The following is a 16,493-nucleotide window of genomic DNA, read 5'->3' as shown; positions in this document are numbered from 1 at the left end:
CGTAGTTGCCGCCCGCGCCGCCGGCACCACCGGCAGTGCCGGACCCGCCCGCTGCCGTGGCGCTGAACCCTTTCCCACCCGCGCCGCCATTGCCGCCGGCCACTGCCATGCCCACCGCACCCGTAGCGCCCGCACTTGCACCAGCACCGCCCGCAGCTCCGCCCGTGCCGCCCGCACCACCGCCGCCGGTGTCGCCACCAACCCCGCCGATACCTCCAGCGGTCACCGCATCTCCGGCCCCGCCCGTTCCGCCAGTCCCCGCAATGCCCGAATTGCCGCCACCGCCGCCGACCCCACCGTTGCCATTGACACCCGGACGACCGAACAACCCATGACCCTGTCCACCGACTCCGCCGGTACCACCGATACCGCCTTGCCCGCCCGCGCCACTCGCACCGCCATCGCCGCCCGAGCCACCGACGGTGGTCGCCTCCCAACCCGCGCCACCGGCCCCGCCGGCACCCCCGACGCCGCCCACTCCACCGGCGCCACCCGCGCCGCCATCTCCGAGTATCAGCCCACCACGACCACCAGCACCACCCGATCCCGCAGCCCAACCATCACCCCCCACTCCACCCGTGCCGCCGGCCGCGAACTGCGTACCCGCCGCACCGGCAGAACCGAGCGCACCCGCCACCCCGTTCCCACCCACGCCACCGGCGCCGCCATGGCCGAGCAACCACGCGCCACCTCCGGCACCTCCGGTGCCACCGCCGAATCCGCCCGTGCCTCCAGTGCCCCCGCTGCCGAACAGCCAGCCACCAGTGCCACCCGCACCCCCAGCAGCACCAGCACCGCCGGTACCGCCCGCGCCGCCCGCACCTAAGAGGCCGGCCGCCCCCCCGGCCCCGCCTGCTTGGCCCGACGCACCTGACCCGCCGTTGCCGCCCCGACCGATCAGTAGCCCACCCGCACCACCAGCAGCCCCCGACCCCGCCGCGCCATCGGTACCGGGGCCCAACAGCGGACGCCCCAACAACGCATTGGTCGGCGCATTGATCGCATCCAAAACAGCCTGCCCGAGCGTCTCAAACGACTCCAACGACGCAGCGCTCGCGGCCTCCGCAACCCCATACAGGCGGCCCGCACCCGTCAACGCCTGCACTAGACGAGCATGGAAGTCTGCCGCCTGGGCACTGACGGCCTGATACTCCCGCCCATACGTGCTAAACATCGCCGCAATCGCCGCAGACACCTCATCGCCCGCCGCCACCAGCACCCCGGTCGTCGGCGCTAACGCCGCCGCCGAAGCCGCACCCACCGCAGATTCAACGCCGCCTAAATCCGCCGCCGCCGCAACCAGAACATCGGGCACCACAAAGACGTACGACGACATAGCACACCCATCATCAGGACTCGACGCAAGTCATCAGGACTTGACGCACGGAAATTGACGCGACAAGAAATATTTGGCTCGGCGGCCAACATAACCGTTTCCAGCGGTAATTCCGCCCGTTTTGCGCAAACTCAATTCGGCGACATATCCATCACACACCCAGACCTGCATCAGGCAGCACAACGCGCCGCGCTGGGCTCGCCTCGATCTCGATGTCGACGAGATAGCGCCGGCCAACCGCGGAGCAGCGGCCCACCCGACCGCGCGGGACCGCTCCGGCCGCGGATTCATCTTTGGCCACGTCGATGAAAGTGGTTCCCGGCAGTGGCAGCCGCTGTGCTAACGAGGCATATGGCGCCCGACCTCCGGGCTGCGACTCACGGAGGCGCCAGCCATCACATCAATAGGACCGACGGCGTCAGCACGGACTTCCCAACGCTCGCAGGCGAAGTCGACAATCCTGTACGAACGACCTAGCTGACGAGGTGGCGACTCGGCATCGAATCCCATTGCAGTTCACGAGAGGTGAAATACCAGCCGCCACGCTCATAGACGAGCTGATCCTGGTAGGTCCCGGTGGCCTGCAGGGCGGTCTCGCCATGCACCGCCGCGAAAAGGATTGCGACGCAATGCTGGGTCGCCTTCACGCCGTCGACGTGGATCTCGTGGTCGACGGTGACCAAACGCTGTCCGCCGCCGCCGTCGAAGGCAGCCCGCAGATCAGCGAACGACTCTCCGTCACGCACGTAACTGGCGCCGGAGTGACGGAAGGTGGCGATCCAGGCGTCCCGGTCACCCTCGGAATGGGCGCGGTTGTGCCGGGCGGTGAGATCCAGGATGGCTCCGCGCGCGGTAGCGGCTTGCAGCAGTTGTTGTTCCTGATAGGTCAGCGGCATTTCTGTTCCCAGCCTTTCACCGGCTCACTGTGTATCCATGGCTTTCACGGTCCCATGCGCCAGCGGTCAAGCCACGGGCGCGCAGCACGTCCTTGCGTACCCGGCCGATGACGTTCTTCGGCAGTTCGTCGACTGTCTCGACGTAGCGGGGCACGCAGAAGTAGGGCATCCGCGCCGCACAGAAGTCGAGCAAGTCGACGAAATCCAGTGCGGCAGCACCGGGTTGCAGCCTCACGACCAGCAGGATGTCGTCCTCGCCGAGGTCGCTGGGGACCGCGACCGCCGCGGCTTCCAGCACCGCAGGGTGGCTCGCGACGATGGTCTCCAGTTCCACGGAGGACACGTTCTCACCACGGCGGCGCAGCGCATCCTTGCTCCGGTCGACGTAGGTGAGATTCCCGTCGCCGTCGAGCTTGCCCAGGTCGCCGGTGCGAAACCAGTCCGGATGCGGTTCGAAACACAAGCCTGACCCCGTGCCCGGACGCACATAACCTTCGCTCATCACATGCGGAAACCGTGGGCGGCAAGCAATCTCCCCCACCGTGCCGGCCGGCAGTTCTGTGCCGTCGGCAGCCACGATGCGCACGTCGAAGTTCGGATTGGGCCGCCCGGACGTGCCCGAGACACCGTCATCAGTGACACCACTGACCGCAACAGGAAATGCTTCGGTCAGGCCGTACATCGTGACGATGCGGCAACCGTAGCGGTGTTCGATCACCCGGTAGGAATCGGCGGCGATGGGTGCGGCCGAGATGAACCGCAACGGCAGCCGTGCGTCGCCGGGATCGGGCGGCAAGTTCAGCAACATGGACACCATCGCGCCGGCGCCCGCGAAGCCGACGGCGCCGTGCGACCGTACGTCGTCCCAGACCTCACCGGGATGGAAAGCGCTCGCCAATACCGTCTTTCCGCCGACGAGCAGCGGCGCCAGCACGCTCGGCGCGGCGCTCAGATGGAACAGCGGCATCGCCGACCACACCGCCTCTCCCGCGGCGAACTCCCACGCGGCGGCGACGGTGGCGGCCACCGAGAACAGGTAATGCCAGGACGTGGCAACGGCTTTCGACGGCCCGGTGGTGCCGGAGGTGAAGAACAGCGCGCCGACCTCGCCCGGTTCGACGGGATCGTCCGGCACGCCCGCACCGCGCAGCAACGCCTGAGTGAGCGAATCACCCTGCACCACAAGGTCGGTCACCCAGGGCAGCCGGGCGACGACGTCGTCGACGCGGGGCCGTCGCTCGGCGTCGGTGAAGATCACCTTCGACCGCGACAGCTCGAGGTTGTGCAGCAGGAAGTCGCCCTTATTCGCCGCGTTCACCGCGGCGCTCACCGCACCGATCCGGGCCGCCCCCAACCAGAAATAGATCCATTCCGGGCAGGTTGCGCTGAACAGCGCGACGCAATCACCCTGTCCGACACCGAGATCGGCCAACAGCGCGGCCGCCGCGCACGACCGCTCCCGCATCTGGGCGAAGGTGATGTCGACACCGCCGACCGACATCATCACCCGGTCGGGGAACTGCTCGGCGCGACGATCCAGCACGGCCGGCACGGTGAACCGATCGACACCGAAATCGGCAGGACCGGCGGGCGCCATCAGGCTGGAGCGGCAGCGGGGTCCGGCTCACCGTCGGCGGTGTAGCCGAAGTCGGTTGGCGACGGTTGGGTGCCCGGATAGAAGCGGTGGGCCCAACGACGAAGTGCGGCATAGTCGTGCGCCTCTTCCGGCGCCAGGTTCGGCTTCTCCAGGTACTTCATGTTCTCCCAGGTGAAGAAGTCCTGCTTGATGACTTCCTGCTGCAGCGCCAGGAATTTCGCGGCCCGTCCGGTGGGGACATCACCGGTGTCGCCGGGCTCCCGGACGGAGGCCTGGGTGTAGAAGTAATCGGTGTAATCCTCGTCGACCGGTGTCTGGCCGGTCACCTGGACGGTGTTCACCAGGTCGCTGGGAAAGCGCACGATGCCCAAGCCCAGCGAATAGTTGTCGTAGATGATCTTGGCGTCGACCGGGCCGTTCGGCGTCAGCCAGGTCTTGGCCCGGCCGCCACCGAAATGCGCGTTGACGGTGGCGTGCAGGTGGTAACCGGAGACCTGAAACGAGGCGGTGTTGGCCGGGTTGGCGGCCTTGTGCACGTACTGGACGTGATAGGGGTCGGCGGCGTTCTCGATGATCATCTGCGCGTGCACTTTGACCCGGTTCACCATTCGGGTGTGCGGGTGCAGCGGGTAATACTCGTCGGTCTCCAGCTCGGGCAGCACCGGCGGTTGCCAGTAGGGCGCGCGACCGTGCCGTTCGTGCCAGACCAGGATGAACCCGTACCACTCGGTGGTCGGGTAGGTGCGGATGCGGACGTTGTTCTTGCAGCCGATCTTGCTGTACGGGATCAGCGCGTTGGTGCCGTCACCACGCCACTGCCAGCCGTGCCAGGGGCAGACGATGTGCTCGCCTTCCACGGTGCCGCCCACGCCCATGTTGGCGCCGAGATGCTGGCAGTAGGCGTCCAGGACGTGCACGGAGCCGGACTTCGTCCGGAACAGCACCAACTCCTCGCCGAAGTAGTGCACGCGCTTGACCTCTCCGGGCGCGAGGTCCGAGGCGAAGCCGACGATGAACCAGCCGGTCGGGAAACGATACGTCGACAGCGCGATGCCCGACGGACCGAACTCCCGTTCCGATGGGTCGCCGACCGAGCTCAAGTCTGTGGATGTCTCCGTCACGAGTTCTCCGTTTCGCACGCGGTCCGCGTGTCAATCGGTCGCCACACTTCACCAGGGTCCGGCGATTAGTCTATTTTTACTATTTTAGACATTGAACGTCAACGCGCCTGGCCAGCAGCGTCGCGGCGTCGACGGCATCGATCTCGTCCGGCAAGCTCGTGAGACCGTCGGGATCGTCACCATGCCGCACACCGATCACGCTGTCGCCGAACGGCTTTGGTTGCTCTAACGGCGGTGGGTCAATCGGTGAGTCGCAGCGCGGCCCGCGGGCACTGGTCGACCGCGGCGCGCACGTCGATTTCCCGGTCGGCGGGAATCGGCCCGTCGGCGATCTGCACCACGTCCTCGTCGCCCAACTCGAAGATGTCGGCGGCCAGCGACTCACAGAACCCGTTGGCCTCGCACAAGTCCGGATCAACGATCACGCGCATCAGATGTCCCCTTACTTTCGTTCGATGCCCACCGGTCGGGTCCCGATCACCTTGCCGGCGGCAAGGTGCGCGAGTTCTTCGTCGGTCAGGCCGCACTCGTCGCGGAGTACCTCTTCATTGTGCTCGCCGAGCGTCGGCGGTGGGCGCATCAACCACCTACGTTGCCCGGTCAACAACGCGAACGGCGGCGTCGGATACAGGCCGGGACCGGTGCGCGGATGATCCAACGACTCGAAGAAGCCGCGCTCGCGCAGTTGGATGTTCTCGGTCACCAAGGTGGGCGAGACGACCGGTGCCACCGCGACACCCGCACTGAACAACCGTTCCACCGCGGCGTCGCGCGGTTGGTCGGCGAACCAGTCCCGCAATCGGTCGTCGATCTCGTCGGCCCGGTGGCGTCGTCGCGCCTCCGTGTCCAGCCCGTTGGCCCAGGCGGGCCGGCCCAGCTGGTCCACCAGCGCCGTCCACTGCCGGTCGTCACCGACGCTCAGCGCGATCCATTCGTCGCCCGGACCGGCACACCGGTAGATGTTCTGGATGGCACCGCCCTGCCCGCGGTTGCCTCGCCGGGTCAGCGTCCGGCCGAACACCTCGTGCTCGATCGGCTGAATCGCGGTGGTGTTCAACACCGTTTCGACCATCGGCAGTTCGACCTGCTGGCCCGATCCGGTGCGATCGGTGAAGTGCAACGCCGCCAGTACCGCGAACGCGGCGTGCACACCGGCCAACGGATCGCAGGCACCGCGCGGGGTCACCGGAGGCGCCTCCGGCAGCCCGGTCACCCAAGCCAGGCCGGCGATCTGCTCCATGGTGGGCGCGAACCCGACCCGCTCACGCCACGGTCCGTCCAGCCCGAATGCCGGCATCCGCGCGACGACCAGGCCGGGATTGATGTCGAGCAGCGCGTCGGCGGTGAGCCCGAAGTTGTCCATCACCCGGGGCGAGAAGTTCTCGATCACGACGTCGGCATCGGCGGCCAACCGGGTGAAGAGCCGGCGTCCCTCCGCCGACCCGAGATCCAGTGTGACCGAACGTTTGTTGGTATTCATTGCATGGAACACCCAGCCGTATTCCCACCAGTCGTCTACGTCGGTGCGCATGCCGCCGGAATACCGGATGCCGTCGGGGCGCTGGATCGACTCGACTTTGACGACGTCGGCGCCGAACGCGGCCAGCAGATGGGTCGCGGCCGGGCCGGCCCAGAACGCCGTCAGATCGACGACGCGCACACCCTGCAGCGGCAGCGGGGAATCCGGCCCTGTTGCCACGTGTTCCCTTAGTTGCCAGACTGATTCGTCGTTGCCCGCCCCGAGCCCGGCGGTCTCCCCCACGGGCGCCGGGGCGCACCGCGACATCAGCCACGGCGGCCGCGGTTGCCCGAAACCGGCGGGATTGGCAACGAACACACCGCGTTCGACCATGTAGTCCATGTCGCGCACGGTGGCGCCGTTGCCCAACGGGGCGATAGGCAGCCGGAACAACTGCCCGAGTTCAACGATTTCGGTGACGGTCCGTTCGGCCATCCACGGCCCGATCGCTTCGTAGATGAGATCGCGGTACTCCCAGCGGCCGATCTGGAAGCGCAGCTGCGGAATGTCCTCGAACTGCGGGCATTCCACCATTGCGGCGAAGTCCAGCCACTGCTGTCCGGTGACCATGGTGATGCCGACGTAGCCGTCTTTGGCGGCGAGAATCGAGGGCACCTCCAGGGTGCGCCGGATCGCAGGGACCTGAAGGAGTTGGGAGTGCAGCCATTCGCTGCTCTGCATCGCGGTGATCGCTTCGAGCATGGACAGGTCCAGGTGCTCCCCCGGCCCGCCGTGCTCGACGCGGCGGCGTACGGCGAGGGCACCGAACGCCGCGTACACCCCGCCCATGTACTCCCCGAGGTCGCCGCCGATGGAAATGGGCGGGCCGGAAGGGTCTCCGCGGAAGCCGGTGCAGCCCGACCACGCCTGCAGGGTGAACTCGGTGGCCGCGCGCTCGGCGAACGGGCCGGTCCAGCCGAAGTCGGAGATGGTGACGACGACCGCTTGCGGAGACTGCGCCAGCAGGCGCTGCGGGTCGATGCCGAGCGCGGCCGCCTGCGTGCGTCCGGCCGCGACGATGACGACGTCGGCGCCGGCGATTTCGGCACGGTAGCGATCCGAATCCGCCGCCACGCTCACACTGCTCTTGCCGGCATTGAGGTAGCAGTACAACGGGCCGTCGCGGCCGTCGGGGACCGGTGAGCAGGTGGCCGAGTACCGGCGCAGTGGATCTCCTTGTGGCGGTTCGAGTTTCCGGACCTCAGCGCCGGCGTCCACCAGAAGTTTGCCGCAATAGCTGCCGGCCACGCGGTCACTGATCTCGACGACACGCAGATCATCGAGCGGCGTCGGCCGGCGATCGGCCCCGTGACTCACGCGGCTATTTATACCATTACTGCTAAAATAGCTAAGCCAGACGAGTAAGCAGGCCGCGGCCGTGCGCTCTTTCCTGCTGCAGGAGGGAATCGGATGACCGCCCTGGGAATTGGACCCGACGCCCGTCGGCGGTTGTCGGCGCCGAGGATCGCCGAAATCGTAGCCGACGAGTTGCGGCGCCAGATCATCGACGGCGAACTGTCCGACGGCGACCTGCTGCCGCGCCAGGAAGTGCTCGTCGAACAGTTCAAGGTCAGCCTGGTCTCGCTGCGCGAAGCGCTGCGGATCTTGGAGACCGAGGGCCTGGTTTCGGTGCGGCGGGGCAATCGCGGCGGCGCCGTGGTGCACGCACCGGCCAAGACCAGCGCCGCCTACATGCTCGGGCTGCTGCTGCAGAGCGAGAACGTGGTCGTCCGGGACCTGGGTTCGGCGCTGCAGGAACTCGAACCCGCCTGCGCCGCGCTGGCCGCACAGCGGCCCGACCGCGCCGACACTTTGGTGCCCGAACTCAAGCAGGTCAACGAATCCATGGCCGAAAACCTCGAAGACGGCCGGCAATTCACCGAAATCGGCCGGGAATTCCACAATCTCATCGTTCGCGGCTGTGGCAACCACACGATCATCGCGGTGGTGGGCAGCCTGGAAACGCTGTGGACCAGCCACGAGCAGCAGTGGGCCGACGAGAGTTCGGCAAGCGGCACTTACCCGTCGCTGGCCAGGCGGCGCGCCGCGCTCAACACCCACATCAAGTTGACCGAGACCATCGCCGAGGGCGACGTCGACCGGGCCCGGCGCATCGCGGGCCGGCATCTGGCCGACACCCAGAACTACGTGTTGTCCGACCGTGCCGAGCAGCGGATCTATGCGCTGTCCCCGCAGGCGTTGTCCCGTCCGCGAGACGTCCGGCGCCCTTGACCACTCCCCGATCCGCCTTGGTCACCGGCGGCAGCGGTGGCATCGGAAAAGCGTGCGCCGCCAAGCTGTGTGATCTCGGCTACGACGTAACGGTGGTGGCCCGGCGCGAAGCCCCGTTGCGGGCGGCGGCCACCGAGATCGGCGCCCGCGCGATCGCTGCCGACGCGTCCGACGCGGATGGGTTCGCCGCTGCGATAAGTCCGCTCGAGCGCATCGACCTCGTCGTGCACGCCTCGGGCGCGCTGGGCGGAACCTATGCGCGCAAGCAGACTTTCGAACAGTGGCGCGCGATCATCTCGGCCAACCTCGACTCGTGTTTCGTGCTGACCTCGGCGGTATTGCCGCGGATGCGGCCGGGGTCACGACTGATCTTCATCTCCTCTTCGGCCTCGCACGAACCGATGATGGCGCGCACCGCCTACTCGGCATCCAAGGCCGGCATGAACGCCTTCGCCCGCGCCCTGGCGATGGAGGTCGACCGCGACGGCATCGCCGTGCACCTGGTGACTCCCGGCCCGGTGGAAACCGAGATGCTGCAAGATGTTCCGTTCGAGATGTACGCGATCCAGGCGGCCGATATCGCCAGCGCGGTCGCGTGGCTGGACACCGTCGATCCCTCGGTGGACCTGCCCGAGATCCGGCTCAGCGCGGTGCAGCGCGGGCCCTACGCCCGTCCCCCGGTGGTGCCGACCGAAGCCCGCCGCCGCGCTACGGCGCAGGGAAGTTCTTGATCACCGATTCGCCGAATTCGGTCAGCGATTGCGGGTCGGCGAAGTCGGCGAACCACACGTAGAACCGCTCCACCCGTTGCGCCGTGAGTCCGGTGAAGTGCGCGGTCAACCCGTCGGCATCCCCGCAGACCAGGCCGGATCCCAGGTGGCCGAAGCGGCGGGTGCTGATCTCCGTGACCTGGCCGGGATCGCTGCCTTGCCGCGCGAAGCCCACCATTTGTTGAACCGATACCCGTGCCCGGCCCGTGGCGCCGGCCAGCCGCGGCAGGCGGTCGAGGTGGTTGGCCTGTAGATTCCACCAATCCGCGTGTTCGGCAACGAGTTTCATCATCCGCGGTCCGCTGCCACCCAGAACCAGCGGTATCGGATACGTCGGCCGGGGATGCTGACCTTCGGCCCAGTACTGCCGGATCAGCTCTAGGTGGCGTCCGAGCTGCTCCACCCGGGCCACCGGATCCTGCTGTCCGACATCGAATCTGGTGAACTCCGCCGGCCAGGATCCCGACCCCAGACCAAGCTCGAACCGTCCTTCCGAGGCCTCGGACAGGGTCACGGCCTGTTTGGCCAGCACCGCTGGATGCCGGAACGCGTCACAGAGGACCAGGTGACCGACCCGCAGGCGTTGCGTCTTGGCGGCTACCCAGCTTGCGACGCCCATTGCCTCCCAGATGTTTTCGCCGGGCTGTCCCGGGGCTTCGAGGTGGTCGATGAACGCGATCCCGTCGAAACCGGCAGCCTCGGCGTGCTGCGCCCGGCCGACGATGTCGGGCACCGGCAATCGCACCTGCGGCAGGAACAGATACCACTCGGTCATCCGATCACTTAAGCATGGCCACACCGGGTGGGTTTGCGCGCGGGTGGCTAGTTTACTATTTTTACTATGTTAGGGGTCTTATGGATGTCGGTCTGACTACGGAGCAGTTGGCGCTGCGCGACACCGTGCGCGGCATCCTGCGCACCGAGTGCCCACCAGGGGCCGCCCGCCAGGCCCTGGAAGATCAGGAGCACTGGCGCACGCTGTGGAAGACGGTCGTCGACCTCGGCTGGACGGAGCTGGCCGCCCGCGACGCCGACGACGAATACGGTCCGGCCGAGCTGGTGGTCGTGCTCGAGGAGTGCGGGGCGGCACTGGCTCCCGTCCCGCTGTTGAGCGGTGTCGGACTGGCCGCGGGCGTGTTGCAGGCCGCCGGGCCCGAGGTCGACGAACATCTTGCCGAGATCGCCTCGGGTGTGGCGGCGACGTTGGCCGTACACAGTCCCGGATCGCGGCTGCCCGGTGCGCCCATGACGCTGCGGGACGGCCGGGTGCGCGGGCGCGCGGTCGCGATCCCCCACCTCTCGCGCGCCGAGCTGATCGTCACACTGGCCGACTCCGAGGACGGTTTGGTGGCGGCGGTAGTGCGCGCCGGCGACGGCGTGACCGTGCTGGCCGGCGAGTCCACCGATCCAGCCCAACCGGTCGCGGACGCCGAGATCGACGCCGTGCCGCTCGCCGTCGCACCCGTCGACAGCATCGAATCCGCTTTGGCCGCACCGCTGGTCGCGGCCGCGGCCGATCTGGTCGGGGTGGCGGGAGCGGCGCTGCAGCGATCGGTCGAACACGCCAAGACGCGCCGCCAGTTCGGCTCGCCGATCGGCGCGTTTCAGGGGGTCAAGCACGCGCTGGCCGACAACTACGTGAGTTTGGAGCGCGCCCGCAGCCTCACCTACGCCGCCGCCGCGCACCTCACTAACCGCGAGCAGACGCAAAAGCACCTGGAAACGTGCGTTTCAGGGGGCTTTTGCGTCTGCTCGCGCAAGGAAGGTTCGCGCAAGGAAGGCCCGCGCGAAGAGGGGTGGACCGCGGCGGCGATGGCCAAGGCGGCCGCCGGGGACGCCGCGTCCGCCTGCGCACGCACGGCGGTCCAGATCTATGGCGCGCTCGGCCAGACCTGGGAGCACGACGCGCACCTGTTCGTCCGGCACGCCTGGCAGGGTGCCGCGCTGCTGGGCGACAGCCGCGCGCTCTACAACGAAGTGGGCCGGCGTTTCGTAGGAGGGTCGGTATGACGATTGTCGACGAGTTCGGCGCGTGGCTGACCGAGTTCCTGCCCGACGACTACTACCAGCGTTACCGCGAATACCGCTGGGACATACCGCTGCGGCGCGACTACCAACGGGCCGCGTTCGAAGCGGGGTGGATCCAACCCACCTGGCCCCGTGAGCACGGGGGGCGCTCGCTGGGTCTGCGCGACGCCATGGAGATCCGCATCGAGGCCGCGTTGCGCAGCGCGCCCAAACTGCCCAACATCGCCGGCCCGAACGTCGCCGCGGCCGGCATCCGCCAATTCGGCACCCCCGAACAGATCGACCGCCTATTGGTTCCCTGCCTGCGTGGCGACGAGTGGTGGGCGCTGGGGATGTCCGAACCGGAGGCCGGGTCGGACTTCGCGGGCCTGCGTACCCGCGCGGAGCGAGACGGTGAGGTGTTCCGGGTCAGCGGACACAAGATCTGGACCACCCAGGCGCACCTGTCGCGGTGGTGCACCCTGTACGCGCGCACCGACCCGGATGCGCCGAAACACCGGGGTATCTCCTGCCTGATCCTGGATCTGCAGTCGCCCGGGGTGCGGATCGAGCCCATCCGGATGTCGTCGATCTCCGACGAGACCTTCTGCGAGGTCTTCCTCGACGCCGTCGAGGTGCCGGTGGCCAATCTACTGGGACCTGTCAACGGCGGCTGGAATGTGGCGTTGTCGTCGTTACACCATGAGCGCCAGATGATTTGGATCATGAATTGGGTCGAGATAAAGCGCGGTCTGGCTTCGGTCGTCGACAACCCCGACATCCACACCGAACTGGGCATGCTGCTGGCCGACGCCGAAGCACTGCGGGCCACCGGGTATCGCGCGCTGGACAACGGGCTCGCCGGGCGGCCCAGCCCGGAGGCGGACACCATGAAGCTCCTGGGGTCGCTTACCCTGCAACGCGTTTGGGAGTTGAGCGCGGCTGCGGCCGGTCCGGGGTCGACCGCCGACCCGGACCTGCTGTTCGAACGCCAGGACGCCCTGGCCGCGACCATCTACGGCGGAACCTCTGAGGTCCAGCGCAATATCATCGCCGAGCGTGTGCTCGGGTTGCCGAAGGGATGACCACGATGGATTACGATCTCGGCGACGACGCCGGCGAACTGCGAAACCGGTTGCGCCAGTTGATCACCGACCACATTCCGGTTGACTTCCTGGGCGCCTGCACGGATGATCCGGACGACTTGGCCACCACTGAGTCGTTCTGCAAGCTACTGGCCTCGGAAGGCTTACTGGCCCTGGCCTGGCCGAAGGAACACGGCGGTGGCGGCGGTTCGATCTGGCAGCAGACCGTGCTGCGCGAGGAGATGTGGGCCAACTACGAGCCGCGTGGGCCGCAGTACATGGGGATCAACTGGGTCGGCCCGGCCATCATGCGACACGGGACGGAGGAGCAGAAGGCCAAGCACCTGGCCGGCATCGCCTCCGGCGAGGTGATCTGGTGTCAGGGTTTCTCCGAACCGGAAGCCGGCACCGACCTGGCGTCGTTGCGTACCCGCGCGGTACCGGACGGCACCGGGTGGCGCATCGAGGGACAGAAGGTGTGGACGTCCTACGCGCGGATGGCGTGCTGGTGCGTGTTGGCAGCCTGCACCCATCCGGACGCGCCGAAGTCCAAGCGGCTCAGCCTGTTTCTGATCCCGATGGACCGTCCCGGTTTCACCGTCCGGGGTATTCCGTCGATGTTGGGGCCGCATCATCTCAACGAGGTGTTCCTGGACGGGGTGCAGGCCACCGACGAAGACATCCTGGGCGAGCCCGGCGACGGTTGGCGGGTGATGCGCGAGGCGCTGGCGTTCGAACGCGTCGGCATCGCGCGCTACGCACGCTGTGAGGCATTACTGGACCGTATGCAGGCCGCACTCGGCGACGGCTGGGACCGGTTGCCGGAGTCCATCAGGAGCCGATGGGTGCGAGCGCTGGTCGATCTGCGGGTGGCCAGGCTGATGGCGTACCGGGCCGTGTCGCTGCAGGACGACCCGCAGGCCGGCGCGGCGGCCAGTGCGGCCCGGATCGCCACCACCACCTGTGACCAGGTGGTCGCCGAACTGCTTTTCGACGTGCTGGGTCCCACGGCGCTGGACAGCGGGGCCGCCGCGGCGCTGCACGGCGCGGTAGACGACCATTGGCGCTATGCGCAGGCCGCGACGGTGGCCTCTGGCACCATCGAAGTCCAACGCATGATGGTGGCGCGCGACGTGTTGGGAGAACGCCGATGAATACCGAACTGCCACAGGATATCACCGACTTCGCGGCGGTGGCCCTCAAACGGCTGACCCGACTGGGCGGGCCGCAGGCGGCGCTGCGCGCCGAAACCGACGACACCGTGCGCGACGCGGCACGAGATGCGCTGAGCGAACTCGGCGCGTTCGAACTCGACGTCCGCTCGGGCTCGGACGATCTACTGGCCGCCGCGGTGCTGTGCCGGGTCGCCGGTGCCACGGCGTTGCCCTATCCGCTGGTCGAGGAGCTGCTGGCGATCGACGGCGCGCGACTCGCGCTGGTCCACCCGGAGGCTCCGCGCATCGACCACGGTGACCTGCCCGGCGAATGGATCGCCGCGGACCTGGACGGCAACAGTTTCCGGGCGCTTCCAGCGGCGCGGACGGGCGCCAAGCTGGGTCCGTTCCTGGCGCCGGTCACGCTGACAGGTGCCGGCGCAACGGTTCCGCAGGCCGACATCGACCTGCATCTCGTGCTGGGATCATGGCGGATTCTGGGGACGGTGCAGCGGGCACTGGACATCGTCACCGAGCATGTGCAGGCGCGCGTACAGTTCGGCAAGCCACTGGCGGATTTCCAGGCCGTCAGATTCGCCGTCGCGGACGCATCGGTCGCGGTGCGCGGGCTGCACGAACTCACCAAATACACCATCTGCCGACCCGAAACCGTTCCGGCGCAGACCCTTTCGGCGGACGCACTGGTGCTGCGACTCAAGGCGGCCGAGACCGCACGCCAGGTGCTGCGCACCGCGCACCAACTGCTCGGCGCGTTGGGATTCTGTGACGAATCCGATGTCAGCGTCCTGGACCGTCACGTACAGCCGCTGATCCGGCTGCCGCTGGGCCCCGAGGCGCTGAGCCTGCGACTGATACCCGAGGTGCGCAGCGGTCATCTGGAGACGTTGTTCAGCGGACGCACTTCGGCATGACCACCCAGCCCGGCTCCCCGGACGCGCCGGTCAACCCGTTCGCGGACGGAATACCGTTCAGCAGCAAACTTCAGCAGCTGGCCGAGCACCAGCGTGACGACCTCGGGGTGACGGTGGTCGCCCTGGACGGCGGCGAGCAGTCGTTGACCTTTGGTGAACTCGATGCCCGCGCCAACCAGTGGGGACGGGCGCTGGCCGACCGCGGCGCGCAGACGGGTTCGTTTGTCGCCATTGCGATCCCGAATTCGGTGCACCTGGTGTTGGCCACGTTGGGCTGCTGGAAGATCGGCGCGGTTCCGATTCCGATGCATTGGGATCTGCCCGAGTGGGAACGCAGCCGGGTGCGTGAGGTGATCGATCCCGTCGTGGTCGTCGACGACGCGACCCGCTGGGAACTCGACGAACTCGCCGCCGCGGCGTCCCCGAGCCCGCTGCCGGCGGCGGTCTCTCCCACCGCCAACGGGATCTGTTCCAGCGGCTCCACCGGCGTGCCGAAGGTGATTCTCAACCTGGCGCCGTCGCTGTGGATTCCGCAACAGGGCGAGCCATTTCTGTCGAACTGGACGCCGGTGGCCAAGCCGCAGCGGATCATGGTGCCCGCGCCGATGTATCACACCAACGGCTTCGCCACGTTCCTGATGTTGTTGAGCGGCGACCATCTGGTGATTCTCGAAAAGTTCGACGCCCCTTTGTTTGTCGACACCATCGAGCGCTACCGGATCACCAACTTCACCGCGACACCGACGATGCTGGCGCGCGTGGCGGCGCTGCCCGACATCCGCCAGCGCGACCTTTCCAGCGTCGTGTTCATCCTGCAGGGCGCCGCGGTGATGCCGCCGTCGCTGTTACGCACCTGGTTCGAGCTGCTCAGCCCGGAGCAGATCGTGACCGCCTACGGCATGACCGAGAATCTCGGGTTGACCGCACTGCGCGGCGACGAGTGGCTGACCCATCCGGGCAGCGTCGGCCGCGGCTTCCGCGACACCGAGATCCGGATCCTGGACGCCGACAAGAATCCGCTGGGGCCCGGTGAAGAAGGAGACATCTACCTGCGGGCGCCGATGAGCGCGGGGTACCGCTATCTGGGTGGCGCACCGCCGTTGCCGTCCACCGAGGACGGGTTTCGATCCGCCGGCGACATCGGCCGCCTCGACGAGGACGGCTTCCTCTACATCACCGACCGCCGTGCCGACATGATCATCAGCGGTGGGGCCAATGTGTTCCCGGCCGAGGTCGAGTCCGCGCTGTCCGGGCACCCCGACATCGCCGACGTCGTCGTCATCGGGCTGTCCGACGAGCGGTGGGGCCGACGGGTGCACGCCGTGGTGCAGGTGTCCGCGCACGCCGCCGCGCCGCTGACCGAGCAGCAGGTGATCGATTACGCCAAGGGTCGCCTGGCCCCCTACAAGGCACCCAAGACGGTCGAATTCGTCGACAAAATCCCCCGCACCGCGGCCACCAAGGTCAACCGCTCGGCGATGATCGCGGCGCGGGGAGGCTAGTGCGCCCAGACCGAAAATCTGCAGCAAAAGATCGAGCGCACACCCGCCAAAATGCAATCTCGACTGCCGCGCCCCCACCCGGCAGCAGCACCCGCGGCGCCTAGACCAGGCTGCGCATATCCATGTAGTGCGGAAAGAACGTCTCCCACATCACCAGACACGCGAAGAACCACGCCACCGGTGTGGCGAGTCGAAGCGAACCATAGGAAGAGACGATTGGGCGGCCGCGCCCGGCGTGCGCTCTGGCATCCAGGTACACCCACGCCGCCATGGCGACGATGATCCCCAACAACTCGACGACCGCAACGACCGCTGCTTTCACGGCACCCCCTGCTTTGCATA

General features: G+C 67.7%; 16 protein-coding genes and 1 pseudogene. 9 read left to right on the top strand and 8 right to left on the bottom strand.

Features of this window, described 5'->3' with window-relative positions; translation table 11 throughout:
• The 4 genes from AC5Y46_RS11330 to AC5Y46_RS11315 form a co-directional block, all read right to left on the bottom strand.
• Window positions 1-1,336: PE family protein (locus AC5Y46_RS11330; RefSeq protein WP_499991047.1), on the bottom strand; the 1,336-nt coding region annotated here is incomplete at its 3' end.
• A 473-nt stretch (window positions 1,337-1,809) separates the two neighbouring features.
• Window positions 1,810-2,232, bottom strand: a complete 423-nt coding sequence (locus tag AC5Y46_RS11325; RefSeq protein ID WP_499940839.1) for a nuclear transport factor 2 family protein — start codon at window positions 2,230-2,232, stop codon at window positions 1,810-1,812.
• A 16-nt stretch (window positions 2,233-2,248) separates the two neighbouring features.
• Entirely contained in the window at window positions 2,249-3,829 is a 1,581-nt protein-coding gene (locus tag AC5Y46_RS11320) for an AMP-binding protein (protein WP_499940841.1), read from the bottom strand.
• Window positions 3,829-4,950, bottom strand: a complete 1,122-nt coding sequence (locus tag AC5Y46_RS11315; RefSeq protein ID WP_499940843.1) for an aromatic ring-hydroxylating oxygenase subunit alpha — start codon at window positions 4,948-4,950, stop codon at window positions 3,829-3,831. The genes AC5Y46_RS11320 and AC5Y46_RS11315 overlap by 1 nt, the downstream gene beginning before the upstream one ends.
• A gap of 91 nt (window positions 4,951-5,041) precedes the next feature.
• On the opposite strand from AC5Y46_RS11315, the gene AC5Y46_RS11310 reads away from it, so the two are divergent.
• The gene (locus tag AC5Y46_RS11310) at window positions 5,042-5,179 is read left to right on the top strand and encodes a hypothetical protein (RefSeq protein ID WP_499940845.1); all 138 of its coding nucleotides are present in this window, start codon (window positions 5,042-5,044) and stop codon (window positions 5,177-5,179) included.
• A 10-nt stretch (window positions 5,180-5,189) separates the two neighbouring features.
• On the opposite strand, the gene AC5Y46_RS11305 is transcribed toward AC5Y46_RS11310, so the two are convergent.
• Together AC5Y46_RS11305 and AC5Y46_RS11300 are read right to left on the bottom strand one after the other, a co-directional pair.
• Window positions 5,190-5,381 carry a ferredoxin gene (locus AC5Y46_RS11305; RefSeq protein ID WP_499940847.1) on the bottom strand — a complete coding sequence of 64 codons (192 nt, stop codon included), beginning with the start codon at window positions 5,379-5,381 and terminating at the stop codon, window positions 5,190-5,192.
• An 11-nt stretch (window positions 5,382-5,392) separates the two neighbouring features.
• Window positions 5,393-7,798: a CaiB/BaiF CoA-transferase family protein gene (locus tag AC5Y46_RS11300; protein ID WP_499941375.1), complete on the bottom strand. Its 2,406-nt coding sequence runs from the start codon at window positions 7,796-7,798 to the stop codon at window positions 5,393-5,395.
• Window positions 7,799-7,879: 81 nt separating this feature from the next.
• Between AC5Y46_RS11300 and AC5Y46_RS11295 the strand changes: the two genes are divergently transcribed.
• Window positions 7,880-8,701, top strand: coding sequence for a FadR/GntR family transcriptional regulator (locus AC5Y46_RS11295; RefSeq protein ID WP_499940849.1), 822 nt, complete (start codon window positions 7,880-7,882; stop codon window positions 8,699-8,701).
• Window positions 8,698-9,432 (top strand): SDR family oxidoreductase, encoded by a 735-nt coding sequence (locus AC5Y46_RS11290; RefSeq protein WP_499940851.1) that lies wholly within the window; start codon window positions 8,698-8,700, stop codon window positions 9,430-9,432. Before AC5Y46_RS11295 ends, AC5Y46_RS11290 begins: the two co-directional genes overlap by 4 nt.
• Here the strand turns inward: AC5Y46_RS11290 and AC5Y46_RS11285 are convergent.
• Complete coding sequence (locus AC5Y46_RS11285) at window positions 9,410-10,246, bottom strand: LLM class flavin-dependent oxidoreductase (protein ID WP_499940853.1); 837 nt, start codon at window positions 10,244-10,246, stop codon at window positions 9,410-9,412. The genes AC5Y46_RS11290 and AC5Y46_RS11285 overlap by 23 nt on opposite strands.
• Window positions 10,247-10,326: 80 nt before the next feature.
• Here AC5Y46_RS11285 and AC5Y46_RS11280 point away from each other — a divergent pair, with 80 nt between their 5' ends.
• The 6 genes and pseudogenes from AC5Y46_RS11280 (at window position 10,327) to AC5Y46_RS11255 (ending at window position 16,151) form a co-directional block, all read left to right on the top strand.
• A complete protein-coding gene (locus AC5Y46_RS11280) occupies window positions 10,327-11,481 on the top strand; it encodes an acyl-CoA dehydrogenase family protein (RefSeq protein ID WP_499991037.1) in 1,155 nt (384 codons plus the stop codon).
• Window positions 11,478-12,098, top strand: a pseudogene (locus AC5Y46_RS11275) (acyl-CoA dehydrogenase family protein); the annotation flags it as partial. The gene AC5Y46_RS11280 and the pseudogene AC5Y46_RS11275, both read left to right, overlap by 4 nt.
• Before the next feature lie 15 nt (window positions 12,099-12,113).
• A complete protein-coding gene (locus tag AC5Y46_RS11270; RefSeq protein WP_499991066.1) occupies window positions 12,114-12,563 on the top strand; it encodes an acyl-CoA dehydrogenase family protein in 450 nt (149 codons plus the stop codon).
• Complete coding sequence (locus AC5Y46_RS11265; RefSeq protein WP_499991034.1) at window positions 12,560-13,717, top strand: acyl-CoA dehydrogenase family protein; 1,158 nt, start codon at window positions 12,560-12,562, stop codon at window positions 13,715-13,717. Before AC5Y46_RS11270 ends, AC5Y46_RS11265 begins: the two co-directional genes overlap by 4 nt.
• Window positions 13,714-14,649 (top strand): acyl-CoA dehydrogenase family protein, encoded by a 936-nt coding sequence (locus AC5Y46_RS11260; protein WP_499940859.1) that lies wholly within the window; start codon window positions 13,714-13,716, stop codon window positions 14,647-14,649. Before AC5Y46_RS11265 ends, AC5Y46_RS11260 begins: the two co-directional genes overlap by 4 nt.
• Window positions 14,646-16,151 carry a class I adenylate-forming enzyme family protein gene (locus AC5Y46_RS11255; protein WP_499940861.1) on the top strand — a complete coding sequence of 502 codons (1,506 nt, stop codon included), beginning with the start codon at window positions 14,646-14,648 and terminating at the stop codon, window positions 16,149-16,151. The genes AC5Y46_RS11260 and AC5Y46_RS11255 overlap by 4 nt, the downstream gene beginning before the upstream one ends.
• A gap of 100 nt (window positions 16,152-16,251) precedes the next feature.
• On the opposite strand, the gene AC5Y46_RS11250 is transcribed toward AC5Y46_RS11255, so the two are convergent.
• Entirely contained in the window at window positions 16,252-16,473 is a 222-nt protein-coding gene (locus tag AC5Y46_RS11250) for a hypothetical protein (RefSeq protein WP_499940863.1), read from the bottom strand.
• Window positions 16,474-16,493: the final 20 nt, after the last annotated feature.

Source organism: Mycobacterium sp. NGS59 (genome assembly GCF_059812345.1).
The sequence above is the reverse complement of the archived record's forward strand: the minus strand, read 5'-3'. Positions and strand labels throughout refer to the sequence as shown.

Bases quoted from the DNA above. Each gene is read 5' to 3' on its own strand.
- AC5Y46_RS11260 (WP_499940859.1), top strand. From the start codon at position 13,714: ATGAATACCGAACTGCCACAGGATATCACCGACTTCGCGGCGGTGGCC.
- AC5Y46_RS11280 (WP_499991037.1), top strand. From the start codon at position 10,327: ATGGATGTCGGTCTGACTACGGAGCAGTTGGCGCTGCGCGACACCGTG.
- AC5Y46_RS11320 (WP_499940841.1), bottom strand. From the start codon at position 3,829: ATGGCGCCCGCCGGTCCTGCCGATTTCGGTGTCGATCGGTTCACCGTG.
- AC5Y46_RS11295 (WP_499940849.1), top strand. From the start codon at position 7,880: ATGACCGCCCTGGGAATTGGACCCGACGCCCGTCGGCGGTTGTCGGCG.
- AC5Y46_RS11305 (WP_499940847.1), bottom strand. From the start codon at position 5,381: ATGCGCGTGATCGTTGATCCGGACTTGTGCGAGGCCAACGGGTTCTGT.
- AC5Y46_RS11265 (WP_499991034.1), top strand. From the start codon at position 12,560: ATGACCACGATGGATTACGATCTCGGCGACGACGCCGGCGAACTGCGA.
- AC5Y46_RS11285 (WP_499940853.1), bottom strand. From the start codon at position 10,246: ATGACCGAGTGGTATCTGTTCCTGCCGCAGGTGCGATTGCCGGTGCCC.
- AC5Y46_RS11255 (WP_499940861.1), top strand. From the start codon at position 14,646: ATGACCACCCAGCCCGGCTCCCCGGACGCGCCGGTCAACCCGTTCGCG.
- AC5Y46_RS11325 (WP_499940839.1), bottom strand. From the start codon at position 2,232: ATGCCGCTGACCTATCAGGAACAACAACTGCTGCAAGCCGCTACCGCG.